The 23016-nt window shown below is 71.4% G+C and carries 23 protein-coding genes and 1 riboswitch; of the genes, 11 read left to right on the forward strand and 12 right to left on the reverse strand.

The annotated features are described in order from the left end of the window. Positions 1-81: 81 nt before the first annotated feature. Positions 82-149, reverse strand: a riboswitch (cobalamin riboswitch). A gap of 72 nt (positions 150-221) precedes the next feature. The 5 genes from ACIG0D_RS03980 to ACIG0D_RS04000 all read right to left on the reverse strand — a co-directional run bounded on the left by ACIG0D_RS03980 (position 222) and on the right by ACIG0D_RS04000 (position 3531). After that, positions 222-755 (reverse strand): hypothetical protein, encoded by a 534-nt coding sequence (locus ACIG0D_RS03980; protein ID WP_399796083.1) that lies wholly within the window; start codon positions 753-755, stop codon positions 222-224. Positions 756-762: 7 nt separating this feature from the next. Beyond that, entirely contained in the window at positions 763-1281 is a 519-nt protein-coding gene (locus tag ACIG0D_RS03985) for a hypothetical protein (RefSeq protein WP_399796084.1), read from the reverse strand. Between the two features lie 10 nt (positions 1282-1291). Further along, on the reverse strand, positions 1292-1600 hold the full coding sequence (locus ACIG0D_RS03990; protein ID WP_399796085.1) for a hypothetical protein: 309 nt from the start codon (positions 1598-1600) through the stop codon (positions 1292-1294). Then, positions 1560-2402 carry a hypothetical protein gene (locus ACIG0D_RS03995; protein ID WP_399796086.1) on the reverse strand — a complete coding sequence of 281 codons (843 nt, stop codon included), beginning with the start codon at positions 2400-2402 and terminating at the stop codon, positions 1560-1562. The genes ACIG0D_RS03990 and ACIG0D_RS03995 overlap by 41 nt, the downstream gene beginning before the upstream one ends. 484 nt (positions 2403-2886) lie before the next feature. Further along, entirely contained in the window at positions 2887-3531 is a 645-nt protein-coding gene (locus ACIG0D_RS04000; protein WP_399796087.1) for a TetR family transcriptional regulator, read from the reverse strand. A gap of 219 nt (positions 3532-3750) precedes the next feature. On the opposite strand from ACIG0D_RS04000, the gene ACIG0D_RS04005 reads away from it, so the two are divergent. The 3 genes from ACIG0D_RS04005 to ACIG0D_RS04015 are packed head-to-tail and all read left to right on the forward strand — an operon-like array spanning position 3751 to position 7129. Next, positions 3751-5253, forward strand: coding sequence for a glycosyltransferase (locus tag ACIG0D_RS04005; RefSeq protein ID WP_399796088.1), 1503 nt, complete (start codon positions 3751-3753; stop codon positions 5251-5253). After that, positions 5247-6056 carry a class I SAM-dependent methyltransferase gene (locus ACIG0D_RS04010; protein ID WP_399796089.1) on the forward strand — a complete coding sequence of 270 codons (810 nt, stop codon included), beginning with the start codon at positions 5247-5249 and terminating at the stop codon, positions 6054-6056. The genes ACIG0D_RS04005 and ACIG0D_RS04010 overlap by 7 nt, the downstream gene beginning before the upstream one ends. Next, positions 6053-7129: a prenyltransferase/squalene oxidase repeat-containing protein gene (locus ACIG0D_RS04015; protein ID WP_399796090.1), complete on the forward strand. Its 1077-nt coding sequence runs from the start codon at positions 6053-6055 to the stop codon at positions 7127-7129. The genes ACIG0D_RS04010 and ACIG0D_RS04015 overlap by 4 nt, the downstream gene beginning before the upstream one ends. Before the next feature lie 17 nt (positions 7130-7146). Here the strand turns inward: ACIG0D_RS04015 and ACIG0D_RS04020 are convergent, their stop codons facing one another. Beyond that, entirely contained in the window at positions 7147-7434 is a 288-nt protein-coding gene (locus tag ACIG0D_RS04020) for a hypothetical protein (protein ID WP_365764998.1), read from the reverse strand. A 139-nt stretch (positions 7435-7573) separates the two neighbouring features. Between ACIG0D_RS04020 and ACIG0D_RS04025 the strand changes: the two genes are divergently transcribed. Genes ACIG0D_RS04025 through ACIG0D_RS04035 form a run of 3 tightly spaced genes read left to right on the forward strand, consistent with a single transcriptional unit; the run spans position 7574 to position 11329 of the window. Further along, complete coding sequence (locus tag ACIG0D_RS04025; RefSeq protein WP_399796091.1) at positions 7574-8908, forward strand: hypothetical protein; 1335 nt, start codon at positions 7574-7576, stop codon at positions 8906-8908. Further along, the gene (locus ACIG0D_RS04030; protein ID WP_399796092.1) at positions 8905-10569 is read left to right on the forward strand and encodes a substrate-binding domain-containing protein; all 1665 of its coding nucleotides are present in this window, start codon (positions 8905-8907) and stop codon (positions 10567-10569) included. Before ACIG0D_RS04025 ends, ACIG0D_RS04030 begins: the two co-directional genes overlap by 4 nt. Further along, positions 10550-11329 (forward strand): hypothetical protein, encoded by a 780-nt coding sequence (locus ACIG0D_RS04035; RefSeq protein ID WP_399796093.1) that lies wholly within the window; start codon positions 10550-10552, stop codon positions 11327-11329. Before ACIG0D_RS04030 ends, ACIG0D_RS04035 begins: the two co-directional genes overlap by 20 nt. Positions 11330-11347: 18 nt before the next feature. Here ACIG0D_RS04035 and ACIG0D_RS04040 read toward each other — a convergent pair whose 3' ends face one another. From ACIG0D_RS04040 to ACIG0D_RS04060, 5 genes are all read right to left on the reverse strand, one after another. Further along, on the reverse strand, positions 11348-12358 hold the full coding sequence (locus tag ACIG0D_RS04040; RefSeq protein WP_399796094.1) for an LLM class F420-dependent oxidoreductase: 1011 nt from the start codon (positions 12356-12358) through the stop codon (positions 11348-11350). 107 nt (positions 12359-12465) lie between these two features. Continuing rightward, positions 12466-13284: a hypothetical protein gene (locus ACIG0D_RS04045; protein WP_399796095.1), complete on the reverse strand. Its 819-nt coding sequence runs from the start codon at positions 13282-13284 to the stop codon at positions 12466-12468. A 156-nt stretch (positions 13285-13440) separates the two neighbouring features. After that, positions 13441-14406 carry an N-acetylmuramoyl-L-alanine amidase gene (locus ACIG0D_RS04050; protein ID WP_399796096.1) on the reverse strand — a complete coding sequence of 322 codons (966 nt, stop codon included), beginning with the start codon at positions 14404-14406 and terminating at the stop codon, positions 13441-13443. A gap of 30 nt (positions 14407-14436) precedes the next feature. Beyond that, positions 14437-15942, reverse strand: a complete 1506-nt coding sequence (locus tag ACIG0D_RS04055; RefSeq protein WP_399796097.1) for an MFS transporter — start codon at positions 15940-15942, stop codon at positions 14437-14439. A 119-nt stretch (positions 15943-16061) separates the two neighbouring features. Next, positions 16062-17420, reverse strand: coding sequence for an endo-1,4-beta-xylanase (locus ACIG0D_RS04060; RefSeq protein WP_399796098.1), 1359 nt, complete (start codon positions 17418-17420; stop codon positions 16062-16064). Between the two features lie 243 nt (positions 17421-17663). Between ACIG0D_RS04060 and ACIG0D_RS04065 the strand changes: the two genes are divergently transcribed. From ACIG0D_RS04065 to ACIG0D_RS04085, 5 genes are all read left to right on the forward strand, one after another. Further along, on the forward strand, positions 17664-19511 hold the full coding sequence (locus ACIG0D_RS04065) for an MFS transporter (RefSeq protein WP_399796099.1): 1848 nt from the start codon (positions 17664-17666) through the stop codon (positions 19509-19511). 136 nt (positions 19512-19647) lie between these two features. Further along, positions 19648-20298, forward strand: coding sequence for a class I SAM-dependent methyltransferase (locus tag ACIG0D_RS04070; RefSeq protein ID WP_399796100.1), 651 nt, complete (start codon positions 19648-19650; stop codon positions 20296-20298). A 250-nt stretch (positions 20299-20548) separates the two neighbouring features. Beyond that, on the forward strand, positions 20549-20827 hold the full coding sequence (locus tag ACIG0D_RS04075) for a Scr1 family TA system antitoxin-like transcriptional regulator (RefSeq protein ID WP_399796101.1): 279 nt from the start codon (positions 20549-20551) through the stop codon (positions 20825-20827). Between the two features lie 92 nt (positions 20828-20919). After that, positions 20920-21459, forward strand: a complete 540-nt coding sequence (locus ACIG0D_RS04080; protein WP_165997881.1) for a SigE family RNA polymerase sigma factor — start codon at positions 20920-20922, stop codon at positions 21457-21459. 29 nt (positions 21460-21488) lie between these two features. Continuing rightward, positions 21489-22286, forward strand: a complete 798-nt coding sequence (locus ACIG0D_RS04085) for a hypothetical protein (RefSeq protein ID WP_399796102.1) — start codon at positions 21489-21491, stop codon at positions 22284-22286. Between the two features lie 43 nt (positions 22287-22329). Here ACIG0D_RS04085 and ACIG0D_RS04090 read toward each other — a convergent pair whose 3' ends face one another. Next, positions 22330-22947, reverse strand: coding sequence for a GNAT family N-acetyltransferase (locus tag ACIG0D_RS04090; RefSeq protein WP_399796103.1), 618 nt, complete (start codon positions 22945-22947; stop codon positions 22330-22332). Positions 22948-23016: the final 69 nt, after the last annotated feature.

The following is a 23016-nucleotide window of genomic DNA, read 5'->3' on the forward strand; positions in this document are numbered from 1 at the left end:
CCGGGCAGCACCGGAGGACCCGGGCGGCTCGGCTCCGTAAACCTCGACGGTGCTGAGCCGTTCCACGTCCGCACAGGGCGATCCGGCTCGCCGCTCCCTGGCTCCGGGACCGGCTCACGGTTGCGGGTCAGCGTCGGATTTGCACCGGCTTTCCCCCGTACGGGTGTGATACGACGCGGCCACTTTACCGGGCGGTCAGGAGGGTCGATCCGAGTGGTTCGTCACGTGGGGCCGGGACGAGGAGCGGCAGTTCCGCGACCAGTTCCAGAAGCTGCCGCACCCCGTCCCCCTCCCCCCTCGACAGCACGACGGGTTGATCCCTTGAGATGGACCCGCACACCGTCATCCGAGAACTCGGCGAAATCCTCAACCGTGAGCACCACGGCATCCCCGCTGACGTCGGCGCCACAGAAATACCGCGGGCCAGGTGATGCCGCGTACAGGAGATCGATGTCGGCCAGAACCTCATCCGTCCTTCCGATGAGCGCTTCCTGGGCGGGGGCGTAAGCAACCATGAGGAAGCCGTGACGCTTCAAGGGAGTGCTTGAGAAGTGCTCAACCCAGCTGAGCTGAGGGTCGCCGTCGCCGAATGCGACAGACGTGTTCGGGACGTTTTCCCATTCAAGTCGGCTGGTTCCCCAGGGAAAAGTGTCGAGATAGCTGAACAGCTCCTGCGCCAGTTGCGGGTCCGCGACTTTGTGCTGATGGCTGTCTCGCCATGCCCGTACAAAAGGTTGATCGATACTCGACAGCAAGATGGGTTCACCCCTTGAGGAGGCAGACGATATCCGCTCGCGAGAGTTCGAGAAGTGCTTCCTCGGAACAGGCGTCGATGTCATCGACGTAGGGCGGAAGGTCAGGGCGGCTGGTGCAGAAGGTGACGTTCGCCGTCAGGGTGTTGCCGGACAGGCCGCCTTCCGAAAGGGAAACGTAGCCCAGGATGGGATGAGGGCTGTCATTCGGAGCGCTGTGCAGGGCCAGGCAGGCGTAAGCGAGAGAGCGCCGCAGCAGGAGACGCTGCCGGTCAGGACCTGAGGCGGGGAGGTCGTAGTCCATCATGCCGCGTCCGTTGACTGTGGCTTCGAAATGGACCACGTCCTCGAAAGCGTCGGAGTCCTCCCCGGTATGACCCGCTTTCAACGCTGAAAGCAAGCACGCGCCACCCTCATCGACGAACCAGCCCTGTTCCGCGATCGCCCGGTACACCGTGGGCACGTCGTCGACCCGAGGAACGGGAAGATGCCCTCCCGTGAGACGGGACATTCTGTCGTTCATCCTCATCGCCAAGCCCTCATTCCGCGACGCAGCCTTCGAGCAGATCGGTGAGGTAGGCGATGAGGTGTGGCGGGAGCTTCCCCATGTCGATCCGCCGTAGCTGTGCGACGTGGTCGACTGTGACGTGGCCGGTCGATGCCAGTTGGAGGATGGCGTGGAGCTCGGCTTCCAGGGCCGAGTGATCCGTCTCGACGGCCGCTGTGGTGGCCAGCAGGGTCGCCAGCGCGGAAGCCTGAGCGGCTGAATACGCGCTCAACCGGTCGGCGACTTCATCGGCGGCACGTTCACGCGTTGCCGCTTCGGCGTGCAGCAGGTTGCGTGTCATGTCGAGGAATTGCGTCGGTGTGACGGTACGCATGCCAGGTCTCACTCACCACAGTCAGAAGTTCCGCGTCGGAGAGGTCGCCGGGTTCGCTGAGGTCGGGATCGACGGAGTAGTCCTCCAGGATCGCGAAAATCCGGTCGAAGAGGTCTGCGAGCGGCCCTTGGATCCGTTCGCCGTTCGCCTGGGACGCGCGTCGCGCGGCCCACCAGGCGTGCGCGAAGTCGGGCGCGCTTCGGGTGCCGCCCGTCAACTCGTCCAGCAGCGCTAGCCGGCGTGCTGCCGCGCTGCCCGATTCCACATCGTCGGGGTGGGACCAGGCACGGTGTGCGGGCGGGTACGCGGCGGCGACCTCCGCAAGTGTCCGGTGTCGTGCCGAGAGTGTGCGTGCGTAACGCGCGAAGCGCGCGCGTGCCGTGTCTACGCCCTCGCCGACGGCTGAGCCCATGAAGGGCGCGGTGCCCGCGACAAGTGCGTAACCCGCTTCCGGGAACAGGACCGCGCCCTGCCGGTCTGGCGTCCAGAGCAGCGCGGGCGGGTTGATTCCTGTGGTTCCCGTGTCGGACGGAATGCGCGACGCACTGGTGGGCCCGTCGATGCCCCCGGTGAGATCCGCGCACAGCAGGTCCGCCACCCCGACGGCGCGGCAACCGGCCGCGATGCGACGCGTCAGCGGTGCATCGATGTGTGAACCCGCGGGAACGGGAGCCACCGTCTTGCCGTGCAGCCAGGAGGGGGCGAAGCCCGTCCCGTCCGCGTCGACAATGAGAGTGAGGTCTGCCTCCTCGTGTCCTGACCGCGTCATCACAGAAACCCTTTACAGACGATCCCCTGAAACTGTTTGTCGCCCGGTTTCCAGGCCGACCAAAACGTACCGTCGGCGTGCAGCGTCCCCAATCCTCTGGGATGCCGGATCGACGAACCCGACAGTTCGCCCCCTGGTTTCTGTAATCGAGGCGGTTGCTGCGTTGGTTCGATCACAGAAGGTCGGCCAACGTGGTGCGAAAGCTGTCCACTCGCTCTGGATGTACGGCGACAAGTCGGTCAGTATCCCGATGGTCTCATTCAAGTGGCGAACCCAAGTGGGCGAGTTCCTCCATACCGGTTCCTTTCTGGTGACAACAGCCGACAGAAGGTCGTCGTCGAACCAGCCAGTGACGGCTTCATCCGGAGCTGTCTCCCTCAAGTGGTCCACTCTCACGCTTCCGCACCAGACATCACAGCGCGGCGTGAGTCGCCACAGCAGGCGGCGAGTTGCCCCGCCCTCCCCATCGCGCGCCGCCCGTCGCTCAGCCGCTGAGCCCTCCCGGCCTGTCCCGCTCCGGCTCCCCGCCCGTCAGGTCGATCAACCTGCACACCGTCTCGATGTCCACCTTCACCTGCGCGATCGACGCCCGCCCCGACAGCCAGGTGATGAGCGCCGAGTGCCAGGTGTGTTCGATGACGCGGACGGCGGAGAGCTGGGCGGGGGTGGGGTCGTCCTGGCCCATCGCGTCGAGGATGATCGCCGTCGTCTGGCGGGAGACCTGGTCGACCTCGGGGCTGACGCTGCGGTCGGCGAAGGTGAGGGCGCGGACCATGGCGTCGGCGAGGTGGGGCTCGCGCTGGAGGGCGCGGAAGGCGCGCATCAGGGTTTCCGCGACGCGCTCGGCGGGTGTGTCGCCCGTCGGGGGCTTCTTGCGGAGCGTGGCGTGCAGGTGTTCGAGCTGGTCCTGCATCGTCGCGACCAGCAGGTGGATCTTGGAGGGGAAGTAGCGGTAGAGGGTGCCCAGGGCCACCTGGGAGGACTCGGCCACCTCCCGCATCTGCACCGCGTCGAACCCGCCCCGGCCGGCGAGCTGCGCGCTCGCGCGCAGGATGCGGCGCCGGCGCGCCTCCTGCCGCGCGGTGAGGGGTGAGGCGGGGCGTGCGGTGGCGGCTTCCACCTTCTCCATGGGTCCCGTTCCGTGACAGTCCGTGAGGGTGTGGGATCACACAGCATGGCAGGGTTCCCGACCGCTGCGGGCCGTGGCGTGAATCACCTGATCCACTTCTCACAGCGGCGCTACCTGCCGGTAGATTCAGAGCCTCTTGAACGATCAAGTCTGAAACTTGTTCTAGGTTAGCGTCCCGGCATAATCTCGCGGGACAGTGCAGGGAGAAGGGGGCCCAGAGTGACCGCTGAGGCCAGGGAGGCCAGGTCCCCGGAGGACCCGGCCGCCGACGGCTTGCGACCGCTCCGTATCGCACTCCTCACCTACAAGGGGAACCCGTTCTGCGGCGGCCAGGGCGTCTACGTCCGCCACCTGTCCCGCGAACTGGCCCGCCTCGGTCACCACGTCGAGGTCATCGGCGCCCAGCCGTACCCGATCCTCGACGAGGGATACGACCGCCTGCGCCTCACCGAGCTGCCCAGCCTCGACCTCTACCGGCAGCCCGACCCCTTCCGCACCCCGAAGCGCGACGAGTACCGGGACTGGATCGACGCCCTCGAAGTGGCGACGATGTGGACCGGCGGCTTCCCCGAGCCGCTCACCTTCTCCCTCCGCGCCCGCCGCCATCTGCGCGCCCGCCGTGGCGACTTCGACGTCGTGCACGACAACCAGACCCTCGGATACGGGCTGTTGGGAGATCTCGGCGCGCCCCTCGTCACCACCATCCACCACCCCATCACCGTCGACCGGCAACTGGAGCTGGACGCCGCCGACACCTGGCAGCGCCGCTACTCCGTGCGCCGCTGGTACGCGTTCACCCGCATGCAGAAGCGCGTCGCGCGCCGGCTGCCGTCCGTGCTGACCGTCTCCGGCACCTCCCGCCAGGAGATCGTCGACCACCTCGGCGTACGCCAGGACCGTATCCACGTCGTCCACATCGGCGCCGACACCGACCTGTTCTCGCCCGACCCTTCGGTGCCCCGCGTGCCCGGCCGGATCGTCACCACCTCCAGCGCCGACGTACCGCTCAAAGGCCTCGTCTTCCTCGTCGAGGCGCTGGCCAAGGTGCGCACCGAGCAGCCCGACGCCCATCTCGTCGTCGTCGGCAAGCGGCCCGCCGAGGGCCCGGTCGCCCAGGCGATCGAACGGTACGGCCTCGAAGGCGCCGTCGACTTCGTCAAGGGCATCTCCGACGCCGAACTCGTCGACCTGGTCCGCTCGGCGCAGGTCGCGTGCGTGCCGTCGCTGTACGAGGGCTTCTCCCTGCCGGCCGCCGAGGCCATGGCCACCGGAACGCCGCTCGTCGCCACCACCGGCGGCGCGATCCCCGAGGTCGCCGGGCGCGACGGCGAGACCTGCCTCGCCGTACCCCCGGGCGACGCGGGCGCGCTGGCCGCCGCGCTGAAGCGGCTGCTCGGGGACGAGGAGCTACGCCGGCGGCTCGGCGCGGCCGGACGCGACCGCGTCCTGAACCACTTCACCTGGGCCCGCGCCGCCGAGGGCACGGTCGCCCGCTACCGCGAGGCCATCGCCGCCACCACGGGCGCACCCGGCGACACCGGCACATCGGGTAACGCCGGGGCAGCCGGCAACACCGGCACATCTAGTAACGCCGGGGCAACCGGCAACACCAGTGCTCCCGGCAACACCAGCGCTCCCGGCAACACCGGCGCCCCCGCCGACACCGGCCCCGGCAACACCAGTGTCACCAGCGTCTACCCCGAAAGCAGGGCCACGTGCTGACCGTCGACTTCTCCCGGTTCCCGCTCGCCCCGGGCGACCGCGTCCTGGACCTCGGCTGCGGTGCCGGCCGGCACGCCTTCGAGTGCTACCGGCGCGGCGCGCAGGTCGTGGCGCTGGACCGCAACGGCGAGGAGATCCGCGAGGTCGCCAAGTGGTTCGCGGCGATGAAGGAGGCCGGCGAGGCACCCGAGGGCGCGACCGCCACCGCCATGGAGGGCGACGCCCTCGCGCTGCCCTTCCCCGACGAGTCCTTCGACGTCGTGATCATCTCCGAGGTGATGGAGCACATCCCCGACGACAAGGGCGTCCTCGCCGAGATGGTCCGCGTGCTCAAGCCGGGCGGGCGCATCGCGGTCACCGTCCCGCGCTACGGCCCCGAGAAGATCTGCTGGGCCCTGTCCGACGCCTACCACGAGGTCGAGGGCGGTCACATCCGCATCTACAAGGCGGACGAGCTGATCGGCAAGATCAAGGAGGCCGGGCTCAAGCCGTACGGCAGTCACCACGCCCACGCCCTGCACTCCCCGTACTGGTGGCTGAAGTGCGCGTTCGGCGTCGACAACGACAAGGCGCTGCCCGTGCGGGCGTACCACAAGCTGCTGGTCTGGGACATCATGAAGAAGCCGCTGGCCACCCGGGTCGCCGAGCAGGCGCTGAACCCGCTCATCGGCAAGAGCTTCGTGGTCTACGCGACCAAGCCGCACCTGCCCCGGGTCCCGGACACCGCGACCGCAGGGACCCCCGGGACCGCCGCGGCCTCCGCCACCGCCGCCGAGTCCGACACGCGGGCGGCCGCCAAGTGACCACCCCCCGCACGGAACACCTGGTCCTGCCCGGGGTGCTCACCGCCGAGCAGGCCGCCGCGACCGTCCGCGGCATCCTCGCGGTGCAGCGGGAGGACGGGGCGATCCCCTGGTTCCGCGGCCACCACCTCGACCCGTGGGACCACGTCGAGGCCGCGATGGCGCTGGACGCGGCGGGCGAACACGAGGCCGCCGAGCGGGCGTACCTGTGGCTGGCCCGGCATCAGAACCCGGACGGCTCCTGGTACGCGGCGTACGCCGACGGCGACCCGGACGACGTCACCGACCGCAGCCGCGAGACCAACTTCGTCGCCTACATCGCCGTAGGCGTCTGGCACCACTACCTCTCCACCGGCGACGACACCTTCCTCGACCGCATGTGGCCGGTGGTGTACGCGGCCGTCGAGTTCGTGCTGCGGCTCCAGCAGCCCGGCGGGCAGATCGGCTGGAAGCGCGAGGACGACGGCACGCCCGTCACGGACGCGCTGCTCACCGGCAGCTCCTCCATCCACCACGCGCTGCGCTGCGCGCTCGCCGTCGCCGAGCAGCGCGAGGAGCCCCAGCCGGACTGGGAGCTGGCCGTCGGCATGCTGCGGCACGCGATACGCCGACACCCGGAGCGGTTCCTCGACAAGGACCGCTACTCCATGGACTGGTACTACCCGGTGCTGGGCGGCGCGCTCACCGGCGCCGAGGCCAAGTCCCGCCTGGAGGAGAGCTGGGACCGGTTCGTCGTGCCCGGGCTCGGTGTGCGCTGCGTGGTGCCGAACCCGTGGGTCACCGGCGGCGAGTCCGCCGAACTCGCCCTCACCCTGTGGGCGACCGGCGAGTCCGACCGGGCGCTGGACATCCTCCAGTCCATCCAGCACCTGCGGGACCCGGAGACCGGCCTGTACTGGACCGGCTACGTCTTCGACGACGACGCCGTCTGGCCCCGCGAGCTGACCACCTGGACCGCCGGCTCCCTCCTCCTCGCCGTCGCCGCCCTCGGCGGCCACGAGGCGACCTGCGCGGTCTTCGGCGGCGACCTGCTGCCGCGCGGCCTGGAGGACCCGGAGTGCTGCGCGGACTGAGCGCCGCGGCACCCGGGTCAGTGGCGGTAGATGCGGTTCGCTATGCCGTGGCCCACGAACAGGTAGACGACGGCGGCGAGACCGTAGCCGCAGACCACCCGCGCCCAGGCCTCGTCGAAGGTGAACAGGTCGTGTGACCAGCCCGCCAGCCAGCGGGCCGCGTCGTGGATGAACTGTACGAAGTCGTTGCCGCGGTTGGCTTCGAACAGGTACATCAGGATCCACAGTCCCAGGATGAGGGCCATGATGTCGGCCACGATCGCGATGGCCCGGCCCGCCTGGGTGGAGCGATATCGAGGGGACATGCCCGTCGGGTTGCCGCTCCTCCGGGTTCGAAACCGTGTGCGGCCATCTGGCGGGAGTTTTCCGGGAGTTGGTGCTTCCGCTGGCGCCCGTTCACCGACGCCCTCGATAATCCTGCCCCCTTGAGCGGCAGGAGGGCCGTTGTCCGACGACAGAACACCCGAGGACAGAGCACCCGACGACAGCAGGCGCGACGACGGCACACCCATCGAGGAACCGCGCCTCACCACCCGGCGCACCGACCGCCGCCGCCTGCCCCGGCACGTCCTGGCCGTCCTGCCGCTCGCCGTCGCGGGACTGATCTCCCTGCTGGTGTCGGGCAACACCCTGCGGCCCCTGGAGCGGATCACCACCATCGAGGCCAGAATGGCCTCCAAGTCCGACTACTTCAAAGACCCCGAAGTCCAGCGGCTGTTACTCCGGCACGGCATACGCGTCGACATCCACCGCCTCGGCTCCCGCGGCATCGCCACCCAGTCCCTCGAGGGCATGGACGTCGTCTTCCCGTCCGGCCAGCCCGCCGCCAAACTCGTCCTGGACCGCCAGGACCGCTCCGTGCGCTCGGTCCGCCCCTTCGTCAGCCCGCTGGTCCTCGGCACCTTCCGCGACTACGCCGAAACCCTGGTCGCGGCCGGGGTGGCCACCCCCCAGCAGCCCGCCGACGGCACCGGCCCCACCCTCTACTACCACCTCGACATGGCCCGCTTCACCGGCCTCCTCGACGGCGTCGACGACCCGAAGGACCCCAGGGACGGCACCGGCCGCACCGCCGACACCTGGAACGGCATCGGCTACGACGACACCAGCCGCGACGGCAGCAGCAACAGCGGCCGCGTCCTCGTCCGCACCTCCAACGTCTGCGAGTCCAACGCCGCCGGCACCTACCTCAGCCTCCTCGCCTTCGTCGCCAACGGAAACCGCACCCCCGGCACCCGCAACGGCGACGACAGCCGGATCGCCGCCAACGCCGTGCAGCGACTCGCCGCCGAGATCAAACCCCTCATCGACCTCCAGGGCATGTGGGCCGACGAACAGGCCGAGAGCTACTTCTCCGACCTCGGCGAGTCCATCGCGCCGATCTCCCTGCTCTACGAGCACCAGTACCTGGCCCACCAGATCGCCCACCACGACCGCAACGGCGAACAGGACACCAGCCGCGTCCTGCTCTACCCCACGCCCTACGCCCTCACCGAACCCCAGCTGATCTCCCTCACCGACCGGGGCGACCGGCTCGTCGAGATCATCGCGAACGACGAGGACCTGCGCCGCCGCGCCCTCGAACTCGGCTTCCGCGTCCGCTTCTCCGGCGCCGACGGAACCAGCGAACAGCTCAACGCCTACCTCGCCGCACACGGCATCCAGGTGCCCCGGGAGAACACCGACCGGACCAAGGTCTACGAACCCGACCTGGAGATCCTGGAGGACATCATCGACTACGTCGGCGACTGCCCGCCGCCGGTCCGGGACACCCCATGAGGGCCACCGCAGCCACCGCAGCCGCCGCAGCCACCGCGGTCACCAAGGCCGCCAGGGCCACGAAGCCGACCAGGGCCACCACAACCGCCGTACGAGCCCTCCTCGGCCTCGTCCTCCTCGCCGCCGCCCTCACCGCCTGCACCACCGACGACGACCCCGTCACCCTCCGCGTCCTCGCCAGCCCCGAACTCGCCGACGTGGCACCCCTGTTGCGCGACCTGGAGGACGACACGGGCGTACGGCTGGAGCTGGACTACCGGGCCAACGCCGACCTGGCCGGTCAGTACCCGCCCGACGACAGTACCCCCGCCCACGACCTCGCCTGGCTCGCCTCCGACCGCTCCTTCCTGCTGCGCGTGCGGGACTCCGACGGCCGCCTCACCCGTCCCGAGTCCACCCCGGTCATGCGCTCCCCGGTCGTCGTCGGCCTCGCCCCCGCCACCGCCCGGAAACTGCGCGTCGACGCCCCCGGCGGCCGGATCTCCTGGGCGGACGTCGCCGACGCCGCCGCCGACGGCACCGTACGCTTCGGCATGGCCGACCCGCGCCGCAGCGACACCGGCCGCGCCGCCCTGGTCGGCGTCGCCACCGCCGCCGCCGGAACCGGCAGCGCCCTGCGCGAACAGGACGTCTCCTGCGACCGGCTGCGCGGCTTCCGCTCCGGCCAGACCCTCACCGCCGCCAGCTCCCGCGACCTCGTCGACCGCTACCCCGGCCGCCAGGACGACACCAACGCGCTCATCGCCCACGAGTCAGAACTGCTCACGCTCAACGCCTCCGGCCGCCTGCGCACCCCCCTGGAGATCGTCCACCCCGACGACGGCATGGTCCTCTCCGACTTCCCGCTGCTGCTCCTCGACCCCGGCAAACGGCAGGCGTACCGCGAGACCGTCGACTGGCTGCTCACCGCGGACACCCAGCGCGCCCTCATGGAACGCACCCACCGCCGCCCGGTCAACCAGGACGTGACCCCGTCCGGACCGCTGCGTACCCCCGTCGGCAACGCGCTCTCCTTCCCCGACCGCCTGTCCGTCGTCGAACGGCTGGTCACCGACTACGGCGACCCCGGCCGGCCCGTCGCCGACCAGGTCGTCTTCGTCCTCGACTTCTCCACCTCCATGCGCGGCGCCCGCATGGCCGGGCTGCGCGCCGCCTTCGAGGGCCTCAGCGGCGCCGACGACTCGGCGACCGGCAAGTTCGCCCGCTTCTTCCGCGGCGAACGCCTCACCGTGGTCCGCTTCGGCGGCCGGGTGCTGGAGGAACGTACGGTGACCGTCCGCGGCGACGCCGACCTGCGCGACCTCAACTCCGTCGTCGCGGACGGCGGTTACGACGACGCCACCGCCCTGTGGTCCGCCCTCGACCGCGGCTACCGCATCGCCACCGACGCCGTACGCGAGGACCCCGACCGCCCCGTCGCCATCGTGCTGATGACCGACGGCGAGAACAACGCGGGCATCGGCTACGAGGAGTTCCTGCGCCGCCACCGCGCCCTGGCGCCCGAATCCGAGGCCGTGCCCACCTTCCCCGTCCACCTGGGAGAAGCCGACGCGGACGCCCTGCGGCGGGCCGCCGACGCCACCGGCGGCCGCATGGTCGACGCCGGTCCGACCTCCCTCCCCGACGCGTTCAAGGAGATCCGTGGCTGTCATCGACAGTGAGTGGTGGGCCCTGTGGTGGCCCTGGATGGTCGTCTGGGCGGCAACGGCGGCCTGCTGGACCGTCCTGCTGCGCCACGCCCTGGTCCGCGTCGGCTGGCTGCGCAGACGCCGCCGGCACAGCGGTCGCACGGTCCACGGCATGTGCTTCTTCCTGCACGAGAAACGCGTCATGGACCTCTACCAGCAGGGAGGCTTCTCCGCCGCGCTGGAACAGGAGGTCGCCGACCGCATCAACGTCACCACCGGCCTCGGCCTGCGCGCCCGCTTCGGCCTCGGCGGCGGCAAAACCAACCGGGACGTCACCAAGGAACGCGTCACCGCCTACATCCGGCAGAGCACGCCGATCACGGTGATACGGCTGCTCATGGACACCATGCGCAAGGAGGACGTGGTCGTCCACGCCGACCTCACCACCGGCCTCGTCGTCCCCAGCCGGGCCCTCGCCGACACCCTCCGCGACCGCGGCGACCGCGTCCCGCTGACCTCCGTGGCGGTGGTGTCGGCGTTCGTCTCCGTCACCGGCCGCTTCACCGCCGACCGCTCCGCCGAGACCGGTGACATCGTGCTGCGCGCCCCCTACGGCGACGGACCGCGCCCCGCCCACGTCCGCGTCATCTGCGAGGCGGCGGGCGTCCGGGAGGGCTTCCAGAACGCGGAGTACTTCACCGGCGAGTTCCAGGCCCGCTGCCTCGGCAAGGTGCAGACCTGGAACAGCGAGACGGGCGAGCTGTCCCTGAACCCGGTGGCGATCTTCCTCTGAGGAGCCTTCCGCCCGGCGTCAGGAGTTCAGCTCGGCGAGCGTGCGCAGGGTCACCGGGTCCGGTGCCGACACCAGCAGGTCGGTCACCGGGCCCGCCCGCCAGGCGGCCAGCCGCCGGGCGATCCGGCGCCGCGGCCCGACCAGCGAGATCTCGTCCGCGAACGCGTCCGGCACCGCCGCCACGGCCTCCTCCCGCCGCCCGGCCAGGAACAGCTCCTGCACCCGGCGCGCCTCCTGCTCGTACCCCATACGCGCCATCAGCCGGGCGTGGAAGTTGCGGCCCGCGTGCCCCATGCCGCCGATGTACAGACCGAGCATGGTCTTGACGGGCCGCAGCCCCTCGGTGACGTCGTCGCAGACCCGGGCCTGCGCCATGGGCGCGACGATGAACCCGTCCGGGGCGTCGGCGAGCGTGTCCGCGTACAGCCCGGTGCGCTCCGGAGACCAGTACAACGGCAGCCAGCCGTCGGCGATCCGCACGGTCTGCGCGATGTTCCGCGGCCCCTCGGCGCCGAGCAGCACGGGCAGATCCGCGCGCAGCGGATGCGTGATGGGCTTCAGCGCCTTGCCCGTCCCGGTCCCGTCGGCCCCCTGATAGGGCAGGGCATGGAACCGCCCGTCGAGCCGCACGGGCCCCTCGCGGCGCAGCACTTGCCGTACGACGTCGACGTATTCCCGGGTCGCGGTCAGCGGCGAGGACGGGAACGGCCGCCCGTACCACCCCTCCACCACCTGCGGCCCCGACAGCCCCAGCCCCAACAGCAACCGTCCGCCGGAGAGATGGTCGAGGGTGAGGGCGTGCATGGCGGTGGCGGCGGGGGAGCGGGCCGCCATCTGCGCGACGGCGGTGCCGAGCCGGATGGTGGAGGTGTGCGCGGCGATCCAGGTGAGCGGTGTGAACGCGTCGGACCCCCAGGACTCGGAGGTCCACACGGAGTGATAGCCGAGCCGCTCGGCCTCCCGCACCAGCTCCAGATGACCGGGGGAGGGGCCACGGCCCCAGTAGCCGAGGGCGAGACCGAGTCGCACGGCACCTCCTGATGGTGTGTCAGCCACCGGGTGGCGACTGTACGACAACGGCCCCCCGCCCGGAAGGGCGAGGGGCCGTCGGAGTCCGTGCCGTGTCGGCCGGCTGCTCAGCCGCGCTGGATGCCGCTGGTGTCCTGGAGGACACCCCGGCGGCCGTCCTGCGTCTGCGCGACGAGCGCCGCGCCGCGCTGCTCGACGGCCAGGTACCAGGTGCCCGGCGCGAGTTCGGCGATCGGGGTCGGCGAGCCGTCCTCCGCGAACAGCGGCCGGGGCACCGGCACCGCGAACCAGAACGGCGAGAAGTCGCTCGCCGGCTGCTGCGGGGCCTGCGCCTGCTGCGGCTGTCCGCCGTACGGCTGCTGCGGCTGCCCGCCGAACGACGGCTGCTGGCCACCCTGGGCACCCGGGTAGCCGTAACCGCCCTGCGGCGGCTGGGCGCCGTAGGGCTGCGGGGCGGCGGGGCGCGGGGCACCGACGAGGGGCGCCTTGAGGGCCGGGACGAGCGGGGTGGCGACGGCGACGGCGGCCAGGATCAGCGTGGCGATGAGCGCGAGGATGAGGCCGGTACCGGCGTCCGGACCGTCGCTCGGGTCACCGACGTTGTTCGCGCCACCCGCCGGGTCGAAGACGTTGCCGAGCGCGCCCAGGGCGGCGAACACCGTGAAGGCGACACCGAACTGGCCCAGCTCCAGGCCCGCGACCTTGCGCGGCTGCGGCATCCCCCGGGAGACGACGACGAGTGCGGCACCGATCAGGCCGGCGAGTACGACACCGAGGAGGGCCGGCCCGCTCGACCAGAAGTTCGGCATGTCGTACTCGTCGGGGATCCCGTCGAGCGAGTAGAGGTCGAGGAACGACGCGATGAACAGCAATACCGCTGCTCCGATCACCACGCCGTCGCCTCTAGTGAGGGAGCGGATATTCACTTCAGGTCCTTCGTCAGTCGTCTCGTCGTCGGTAGAGGCGTCGCTGTCACCATCTCGCCGTCAGGCCGGTGGGAAGCGCGGGGGTGGCCCCTCATCGTACGGACGACCCTATCGTCCGCCTGTCGAGGCTGTCCGCCCGGATCAGCGCGCTGATCACTACCCGCGCAGGAAACTCACGATTCCGTCAGAGATCCCTCGCGCCGCTTTCTGCCGCCACGCGCCGCTGGTCAGCAACGCCGCGTCCTTGGTATCGCGCATGTTGCCGCACTCGATGAACACCTTCGGAACCGTTGACAGATTGAGACCACCCAGGTCCTCACGCGTGACGAGTCCGGTGCCGTCACCGACGTAGTTGGAGGGCGCGCTGCCGGTCGCCCGCACGAAGTTGCCCGCGATGCTCGCACCCAGCTCGCGCGAAGGGCCCACGATGGCCCGGGTGTCGGCGGCGCCCGCCCGCACCTCGCCCGGCAGGATCACATGGAACCCGCGGTTCCCGGCCCCCGACCCGTCGGCGTGGATCGACACCACCGCGTCGGCCTTCGCCTCGTTCCCGATCCGCGCCCGCTCGTCGATGCACGGCCCGAACGGCCGGTCGGCGTCCTGCGTCAGCTTCACCTCGGCGCCCTGCCGTTCAAGCAGGGTGCGCAGCCGGTGCGCGACGTCGAGGGTGAACTCCGCCTCGGCGTACCCGTCGTCGGTCGACGTCCCCGTGGTGTCGCATTCCTTCCAGCCCGTCCCGATGTCGACCTTCTTGTTGATCTCGGCGGTGTGCTGGAAATTCTCCGGATTGTGCCCGGGGTCGATGACGACGACCTTCCCCTTGAGCGGGCCGGAGGACGCCGCGGTCGTCGGGGCGGGGGCGGGTTTCCCGTCGTCGGATCCCGAGGACGAGGAGGACGGCGCGGACGGCGCGGACGGCGTGGACGAGGCCGAGGCGGTTCCGGATGACGTGGCCGTCCCCGAGGCCGCCGAACCCCCTCCGTCCGATCCCGGGCCGGACCCCTGCACCACCAGCCACCCGGCCAGCGCCCCCACCACCAACGCGCCCCCCACCACGGCGATCAGCCTGCGGCGCGGGCGACGGGCGGGGGGAGGCTCGAATTCCGGACCTGCGTACGACACGGGGGCCACCCTAGCGGGCGGGCCGGGGGGTCACCGGGTGGCCGGTGACCCAGGGCCCGTGTCGGTCGGAGACTCGGGGCTCACGTCGGACGAGGACGCGGGGCCCCTGCCGCGGGCTCCGGGCAGCCACACCGCCATCACCCCGGCCCCCACCAGCAACACCCCCGCCGACACCCGGAACGCCAGCGCGTACCCCTCCGTCAGCGGGACGGCCTCCGTGCTCTCCCCGGTCCGTGCCGCCGCGATCGTGGACATCACGGCGAGGCCGAGGGAGCCGCCCATCACGCGGGAGGTGTTGATCATGCCGGAGACCAGTCCGGCGTCGCCGGGCTCCGCGCCCGAGGTGGCGAGAGCGGCGAGCGGGGTCGCGGCGAGGCCCGCGCCCAGCATCATCAGGATGCCGGGGAACATGATGCCGGTCAGGTATCCCCCGTCCGCGCTCATCGTGGACTGCCAGCCGAAGCCGGTGGCGGCGGTCAGTGTGCCGAGGACGGCGACCCGGCGCGCGCCGAGCCGGCGCATGCAGCGCGGGGCCACCTTGGAGCCGACGACCACCGCGAGCGAGCTGGGCACCAGGGCGAGGCCGGCCTCCAGGGGCGTATAGCCGAGGACGTTCTGCGCGTACAGCGTCATGAAGAACCACATGCAGAACATGGCGGAGCCGCTGACGAACATCGCCGCGTTCGCCGACGACACCGGCCGCAGTGCCAGCAGCCGCAGCGGCATCAGCGGTGCCGCCGTACGCGCCTCGACCAGCAGGAAGAGGCCGATGAGCAGCAGACCGGAGAGCAGCGGGAGCAGGGTGGCCGTGGCCGTCCAGCCCGTCACCTCGGTCTGGGAGATGCCGTACGCCAGCGTGCCCAGCCCGGCGGTGACCAGGACCGCGCCCGGCAGGTCCAGGCGGCGGCGCTCCCCGGAGCGGCTCTCGGTGAGCCACCGCAGGGCGGCGGCGAGGACGACGGCGCCGATCGGAACGTTGATCAGCAGCACCCAGCGCCAGGACAGCCCGTCGACCAGCAGCCCGCCGACGAGCCCGCCCGCCGCGCCGCCGCCCGCGCCGACGGCCGTCCAGGTGGCGATGGCGCGCGCCCGCGCGGCTCCCTCCGGGACGGCGGCGGTGAGGATGGTGAGCGTGGAGGGCGCGAGGACGGCCGCGCCGAGGCCCTGTCCGGCCCGCGCGGCCAGCAGCTGCCAGCCCTCCCGGGCGAGCCCGCCGCCCAGCGAGGCCAGGGTGAACAGCGCGAGCCCGACGAGGAACATCCGCTTGCGGCCGTACAGGTCACCGGCCCGCCCGCCGAGCAGCATGAACCCGGCGAAGGCGATCGCGTACGCGTTCACCACCCATTGCAGTCCCGGACCGCTCAAGCCCAGGTCGGCGCGCATCGACGGCAGTGCCACGTTGACGACGGAGACGTCGAGCACGACGAGGAACTGTCCGGCACAGGCGAGCGCCACCACGAGCCAGGTGGCGGGAGGGGTGCGGCGGGAGGTGCCGGTGGGGCTGGTGGTGTCTGTGGCTCGGAGCATGAGTGTCATGGTCTCAGCGGCTCACGGTCCTGGCATCGGTATTTCGTCCCAGGAATGACTCGGTCGTACGGCCCGGGGGGTGGGTCGTACGACCGAGCGTGTGCGACGCAGTGCGGCCTCCTCGCAGGTCAGGAGGCCGTGCAGGCGCCGATCACCGGGGGCGCCGAGTTGCCGTTCTTCATGACGGTGAAGCCGAAGCTGGTCGAGGCCCCGGCGGCCAGGCTGCCGTTGCCGTTCGGCCGCATCGTCATGACGTTGCCGCTGCTGTCCCAGGTGGGCGAGCCGTTCCAGGTCGCGGAGATCTTCTGCGGCGAGGTGACGGTGACGGTCGTCGTCCAGCTGCTGATCGGCGCGCTGCCCGCGGTGATGGTCACCCGGCCGTTGAAGCGGTCGCTCCACTCCTCCTGCTTGCTGTAGGTGGCGGTGCAGGTGGCGCCGCCCGGGTTGCCGGGGTCGCCGCCGGAGGTGCCGCCGAGCGCGTTGAGCACGGCGGTGTACGCGGGCTTCTTGTTGTAGTTGGAGTCGAAGAGCAGCGGGGTGCCGCTCGCCCGCCACGAGTACTTGTCGGTGATGCCCCAGACGGTGATGCCGGTGCAGCGGGTGACGGCGAGGCAGGCCTTGACGACGTTGGAGTAGCTGTTGGCCTGGGAGGTGCCGGAGCCCTCGATGTCCAGCTCGGTGATCTGGACGTCGACGCCGAGGTCGGCGAATCGCTGGAGGTTGGCCTGGTAGTCGGAGGGGACCGGGGAGGCGCTGTTGAAGTGGGACTGGAAGCCCACGCAGTCGATGGGCACGCCGCGCGCCTTGAAGTCCTTGACCATGTTGTAGACGGCATTGCTCTTCGCGTTGATGCCGTCGGTGTTGTAGTCGTTGTAACAGAGCTTGGCGGCGGGGTCGGCGGCGCGGGCGGTGCGGAACGCCTCCTCGATGAAGCCGTTGCCGAGCTTGTCCTGGAAGGGCGAGCTGCGGCGGGCGCCGCTGGTGCCGTCCTGGAAGGCCTCGTTCACCACGTCCCAGGAGTGGATCTTGCCCTTCCAGTGGCCCATGACCTGGTTGATGTGGTTGTTCATCGCGTTTCTGAGGTCGCCGGCGCTCAGGCCCGCGACCCAGCTCGGCAGCTGGGAGTGCCAGACCAGGGTGTGGCCGCGGACCTTCATGCCCCGGCTCTGGGCGTGGCTGACGATCCGGTCGGCGCTGGCGAAGTTGAACGAGCCGCGGCTGGGCTCCACCGCGTCCCACTTCATCTCGTTCTCCGGCGTGACCGAGTCGAACTCGGTGTTGAGCGCCGAGACGTACTGCGCTTCTCCCAGGTGGTTCGCGGCGACGGCGGTGCCGAAGTAGCGGCCCTTCTCGGCGGCGGCGCCCGCCAGTGTGCTCGCGGCCTCGGCGGTGCCGGCCGAGACGGTGACGCCGGCGGCGGCGGCGAGCAGGCCCGCCAGTCCCAGGCCGAGTGCCCTGCGGGCACGGGAGGACGTGCTGGAGTACATGACTGTCTCCCGAAAGTTTCGTGCGGGTTTCCGATTGGATGCGCAGACCGTACGGGCTCGCGGTGGGGGCGTCAACGGGGTACGCAGAGGCGGAAGTTGAATGACTGAAGATGTGCCTCCGCCTGCTGTGGAGATCGACCTGAGCGAAACTTTCGCTAGGGGGGCCGACATGGTTCGCAAAAATATCGTTAGGTCGTCGAAGCAACGGAATAGTTGCCTGGGCGCACCGAGTTCGCGCTACACATGACACACACGACGACTGACCAGCCCGCCCGGAGGGCCGGCGGGGCCGTGGTCCCGGTCCTCGCCTTCGCGGGCATCGTGGTCGCGGTGATGCAGACCCTGCTCGTACCGGTGATCAAGGACCTGCCGCAGCTGCTGGACACCGAGCCCGCCGACGCCACCTGGGTCCTGACCTCCACGCTGCTCTCCGGAGCCGTGGCGACGCCCATCATGGGCCGTCTCGGCGACCTCTACGGCAAGCGGCGCATGCTGATCACCAGTCTCGCCGTGATGGTCGTCGGAGCGCTGATCAGCGCGTTCACCAGCGCCCTGCTGCCGATGATCGTCGGCCGCACCCTCCAGGGCTTCGCCATGGGCGCCATCCCGCTCGGCATCGGCCTGATGCGCGACATGCTGCCGCGCGAACGGCTCGGCTCCGCGATGGCGCTGATGAGCTCGTCGATCGGCGTCGGCGGCGGCCTCGCCCTGCCCGCCGCCGCCCTGGTCGCCCAGCACACCGACTGGCACGCCCTCTTCTACGGCGCCGCGGGCCTCGGCGTCCTCGCCATCGCGCTCACCCTGCTCGTCGTACCCGAGTCCCCGGCGCGCGCCCCCGGCTCCTTCGACCTGCCGGGCGCCCTCGGCCTGTCCGCCGGGCTGGTCCTGCTGCTCCTGCCGGTCACCAAGGGCAGCGACTGGGGCTGGTCGTCGGCCACCACTCTGGGTCTGTTCGCCGCGTCGGCCGTCGTGCTCGCGCTGTGGGGCCTGATGGAGCTGCGGGCCGCCGCGCCCCTGGTCGACCTGCGCACCACCGCACGCCGCGAGGTGCTGCTCACCAACCTCGCGTCGATCATGGTCGGTGTCTCCTTCTACGTCGTCTCGCTCGTTCTGCCCCAGCTCCTCCAGCTGCCCTCCGAGACCGGCTACGGCCTCGGCCGGTCGATGGTCGTCGCGGGGCTGTGCGTGGCCCCGCTCGGCCTGACGATGATGTTCACCGCACCGGTCTACGCCCGCCTGTCCGCCCGGTACGGCCCCAAGGTGACCCTGATCATCGGCCTGCTCGTCATCGCCGTCGGCTACGGCGGCGGCCTCGGCCTGATGGACGCCGCCTGGCAGACCGTCGTCACGTCGGTCGTCCTCGGCGCGGGCATCGGCCTCGCCTACTCCTCCCTGCCCGCGCTGATCGTCGGCGCGGTCCCGGCCTCCGAGACGGGCGCGGCGAACGGCTTCAACACCCTCATGCGGTCCATCGGTACGTCCGTGTCCAGCGCCGTCATCGGCATGGTGCTGGCGAACACGGCGAACGAGGTCGGCGGTGTCGAGATACCGACCATGCACGGCTTCCGGGTCTCCTTCCTCATCGCCACCGCCGCCGTCGCCCTCGGCCTGGTGCTGGCCCTGTTCCTGCCGGGGCAGCGCCCCTCCGGCAAGCCGCAGCTGCGGGCGAGCAGCGAGGAGGACGCGAACCTGGAGCGCGCGGCGGAGGCGTTGTCCGCCACCAGGGAGCTGTCCGCCACCGGGGCGCTGTCCGCCACCGGGGCGCCGTCCGGCATCGGGGCGCCGTCCGGCATCGAGGCGCCGACCACCGACGAACCGGTCGGTGGCTTCCGCGGCCGGGTCCTGGCCGCCGACGGCACCCCGGTCGCCCGCGCCCGGGTCACCCTGATCGACCGCCGGGGCCGCCGCGCGGGGGCGACGCTCTCCGCGGAGGACGGCAGCTACGCGCTGACCGTCCCCGCCTCGGGCCCGTACGTCCTCGCCGCCCAGGCCCCGGGCCACGCCCCGCACGCCTCCGCCGCGACCCACGCGGGCGACGACCGCCCGGTCGAACTGGACCTGTCGCTGCCGGGCGAGACGGTCACGGCGTAGGACCGGCGTCCTGCCGTACCCCCTGTGCGGACGCCGGCAGGGGGTACGGCAGCATGGAGCGCCAGCCGTCCCGCTACCGTCCCGCTGCCCCCTTGCTCAGACACGCCCTCGCTCACGTACGACCGGAAGGACCCCCATGACCGCGGCACCCGAGCCCGAGATCCTGGCCGCGTTCGAGGCGGCGAAGGGCTTCATGCCCGTCGACGAGGGCCTGGCCCTCTACGCGGCGGCGGTGGACGCGGCCCGGCTCGGCCTCCCGCTCCTGGAGGTCGGCACGTACTGCGGTCGCTCCACGATCCTCCTCGCCGACGCGGCCCGCGCCGCCGGCGTCACGGCGATCACGGTCGACCACCACCGGGGCAGCGAGGAGCAGCAGCCCGGCTGGGAGTACCACGACCCGGAGACCGTCGACCCCGAGCTGGGCCTGATGGACACCCTGCCGACCTTCCGCCGCACCCTGCACAAGGCGGGCCTGGAGGACCACGTGGTCGCCCTCGTCGGCCGCTCCCCGCAGATCGCCGCGCTGTGGAACACCCCGGTCGCCCTCGTCTTCATCGACGGCGGCCACACCGACGAACACGCCACCGCCGACTACGAGGGCTGGGCCCCGCACGTCGCCGAGGGCGGCCTCCTGGTCATCCACGACGTCTTCCCCGACCCCCAGGACGAGTTCACCGGCCAGGCGCCGTACCGCGTCTATCTGCGGGCGCTGGAGTCGGGGGAGTTCGAGGAGGTCTCGGTGGCCGGGTCGATGCGGGTGCTGCGGAAGGTGGCGACGGGAGTCTGAGGCGGGGGCGGCGCCGGCCCAGGTCTTCCAGGGGCCGCCCGCGTCGCGCCATGCCCGGTCCAGACCGTCGAACACCGCGCAGCGGCCTTCGGACACCGTGCGGCCTTCGGACACCGTGCGGCCTTCGGACGCCGTGCGGCCTTCGGACGCCGTGCGCCCTTCGGCCGAACGGCAGTCGGCGCATGTCACGCCGTGGTCGAGGAGCGCGCTGTACGCGTGAAACGCCTCACCGGCCCCCTCGGGGGTGTCGGTGCCCGGCAGCCCGGGGTGCTTGCGCAGTTCCACGTTGTCCCTGGGAGTGATCCCGTTCACCGCCCAGCGCGCTGTCTGGCCCATGGCCACGTTCACCATCTTCGACGAGGACCGCGTCCACGCCGATTCGCTGGACGCGGCCACCACCCTCACCGAACCGAGCCGGATCGCGCTCTGCGCCGAGGCATTCGACCACCTCGCCGGAGACGCCGTCCACGGAGCCGAAGCCCGCACCCTGATCAGGGACGCGCCGGCCGCGCTGGACTCCGCCCCGTGAGCCGGATGCCGGCGCGGCTGGGCAGAAAGTCTGTGCGACGAGGCAACGGTTCCGGCGGGCCGTGGACTCCTTTGTGTGTCTAGGAGGTGCCCATGGGGGATCGGAAGCAGGCCCGGGACGAGGAGTTCCAGGCCTTCGTCATCGGCCGCTGGCCGCGGCTGATGCGCACGGCATTTCTCCTCACGGGGGAGCAGCACGCCGCGGAGGACCTGGTGCAGTCGACGTTCGAGCAGGTCTACGTGGCCTGGCGCAAGGTCGGCTCGGCCGATGAACCGGAGGCGTATGTACGGCGCGTGATGATCAACGCGCACGCGCGCAAACACCGCAGACGCCTACGGGAGTTCCTCGCGCCGAAGGACGACTCGGGCCTCGCCCACGAGCAGCCGGACACCGGTGACCGCATCTCCCAGGCGGACGACCGCAACGCGCTGCTGAAGGCGCTCGCCCAGCTGCCCCCGCGGCAGCGGCAGGCGGTGGTGCTGCGGTACTGGGAGGACCTGACGGAAACGCAGGCGGCCGAGGCGATGGGCTGTTCGGTGGGCGCGGTGAAGAGCAACGCGGCGAAGGGGATCGCCAAACTCCGCGCCATACCGGAGCTGGCCGAGATGGTGACGTACGGAGGGCGGAAGTGATGGGCGCGAACCGGGAGACGGAGCACGACATGGCGCACACGTCGCACGCGGACATCGCCTTCCTGCTGGCCGAGGCGGCGGACGAGGTCGAGATCGGTATAGCCCCCTACCAGTCGGTCATCCGGGGCGGACGCCGCCGCAGAGCCCGCCGCTGGGCGGTGGCGGCGGTCACGGCCCTGGTGATCAGCGGTTCGTCGGCGACGCTGGCGGTCGCGGGACTGCCCGGCGGGGGCGGCGACCGGGTGGCACCGCCGGCCGGCCGGTCGCAGTCCGCGACGCCGAACCCGTACGCGGCGCAGCGGACCACGCTCGCCACCGGAAACGACCAGGGCACGCAGTGGTCGGTCGTCCTCGACGTCTGGCCCGCGCCGCGCGACGAGGCGGAGGCGCAGGCACAGCTGGACGCGATGGCCGAGTACGGGGCGATCCCCGACCGGACCCGCCACGCCTACCAACTGGTCGGCAGCAGCCTGTACTTCGTGCACCGCGTCGTCGGCGACGACGAGTCCCTGGTCATGTGGGCGGCCTTCCCGGAGGGCGGCGGCCCGCCCCAGGACCTCCAGACGGCCGCGGTCCCCCTGGAGCCCGGCTCGGACGGCCCGCACCGCCTGGTCGTCGGCCAGGTCACCAGATCCGCCGGACAGGTCACCTGCACCTGGACCGACGGCACCCGCACCGTGATCGACCGGGCCCCCGGGGACACCGAGGCGTCCACCGGCCAGACGTTCATCCGGCTCGGTGAGGGCTCCCCGGTCGACTGGTTCGTGTGCCTCGCGCCGAAGGGCGCGGAGTACGAGTCGGCGGAGGTGACCGGACTCGCGGACTAGGCCCTGGCGGACTGGGGCCTGGCGGACCAGGGCCTGGGGGCCGTCATCCGCCGGCCGGGCGCTGCGGCTCCCTGCGCATCGCCCACAGCACCGGGCCGCCACCCGGCAGCCGCAGCTCGGCCAGCACCGCGAAACCGAAGTGCTCGTAGAGGGCGAGGTTGGACGGCTTGGAGGACTCCAGGTAGACGGGCAGGCCGGCCGCGTCCGCCCGGGCCAGGCCCGCGCGCAGCAGGGCCGCCCCGTGCCCCTGGCCCCGGGCGGCCGGGTCGGCGCCGATCACCGCGAGGTACCAGTGCGGCTCCTGCGGGCCGTGCTCGACGGCGGCCTTGACGGCGTCCCGGAACAGCGGGGCGCGGTCGCCGAGGATCTCCTCGAGCTGACGCACGGTCTCCGCGTCGGGGACGGCCTTGTCCTGGCCCTCCGGCGGGACCCAGAACGCGGCCGCGGCGTCGGTGTGCTCGCAGACGCCGTGCCGGCCGTACTGCCGGAGGAGAAGGGTGGTGAAGTACCGGGTCAGGCCCGAGTCACGGGTGGCGTCGTCGGGGAAGAACCAGCGCATCATCGGGTCGTCGTCGAAAGCGCGGGCCAGGGTGCGGCTGACGAAGGACGCGTCGTCGGCGGTCGTCGGCCGCGGTGTGTGCTTTATCGGCATACGGGTCATTGTGCGCCAGGCGATCTCGGGCGGGGTGAGGCACCCCCAACTTCCCTCCGACGTCGCAAAGCTGACGTA

The sequence above is a fragment of the Streptomyces sp. NPDC052773 genome (assembly GCF_044547145.1).
Taxonomy (GTDB): domain Bacteria; phylum Actinomycetota; class Actinomycetes; order Streptomycetales; family Streptomycetaceae; genus Streptomyces.

Bases quoted from the DNA above. Each gene is read 5' to 3' on its own strand.
- ACIG0D_RS04000 (WP_399796087.1), bottom strand. From the start codon at position 3,531: ATGGAGAAGGTGGAAGCCGCCACCGCACGCCCCGCCTCACCCCTCACC.
- ACIG0D_RS04060 (WP_399796098.1), bottom strand. From the start codon at position 17,420: ATGTACTCCAGCACGTCCTCCCGTGCCCGCAGGGCACTCGGCCTGGGA.
- ACIG0D_RS04070 (WP_399796100.1), top strand. From the start codon at position 19,648: ATGACCGCGGCACCCGAGCCCGAGATCCTGGCCGCGTTCGAGGCGGCG.
- ACIG0D_RS04065 (WP_399796099.1), top strand. From the start codon at position 17,664: ATGACACACACGACGACTGACCAGCCCGCCCGGAGGGCCGGCGGGGCC.
- ACIG0D_RS04090 (WP_399796103.1), bottom strand. From the start codon at position 22,947: ATGACCCGTATGCCGATAAAGCACACACCGCGGCCGACGACCGCCGAC.
- ACIG0D_RS03990 (WP_399796085.1), bottom strand. From the start codon at position 1,600: ATGACACGCAACCTGCTGCACGCCGAAGCGGCAACGCGTGAACGTGCC.
- ACIG0D_RS04055 (WP_399796097.1), bottom strand. From the start codon at position 15,942: ATGACACTCATGCTCCGAGCCACAGACACCACCAGCCCCACCGGCACC.
- ACIG0D_RS04080 (WP_165997881.1), top strand. From the start codon at position 20,920: ATGGGGGATCGGAAGCAGGCCCGGGACGAGGAGTTCCAGGCCTTCGTC.
- ACIG0D_RS04030 (WP_399796092.1), top strand. From the start codon at position 8,905: ATGAGGGCCACCGCAGCCACCGCAGCCGCCGCAGCCACCGCGGTCACC.
- ACIG0D_RS03985 (WP_399796084.1), bottom strand. From the start codon at position 1,281: ATGAGGATGAACGACAGAATGTCCCGTCTCACGGGAGGGCATCTTCCC.
- ACIG0D_RS03995 (WP_399796086.1), bottom strand. From the start codon at position 2,402: ATGACGCGGTCAGGACACGAGGAGGCAGACCTCACTCTCATTGTCGAC.
- ACIG0D_RS04085 (WP_399796102.1), top strand. From the start codon at position 21,489: ATGGCGCACACGTCGCACGCGGACATCGCCTTCCTGCTGGCCGAGGCG.
- ACIG0D_RS04020 (WP_365764998.1), bottom strand. From the start codon at position 7,434: ATGTCCCCTCGATATCGCTCCACCCAGGCGGGCCGGGCCATCGCGATC.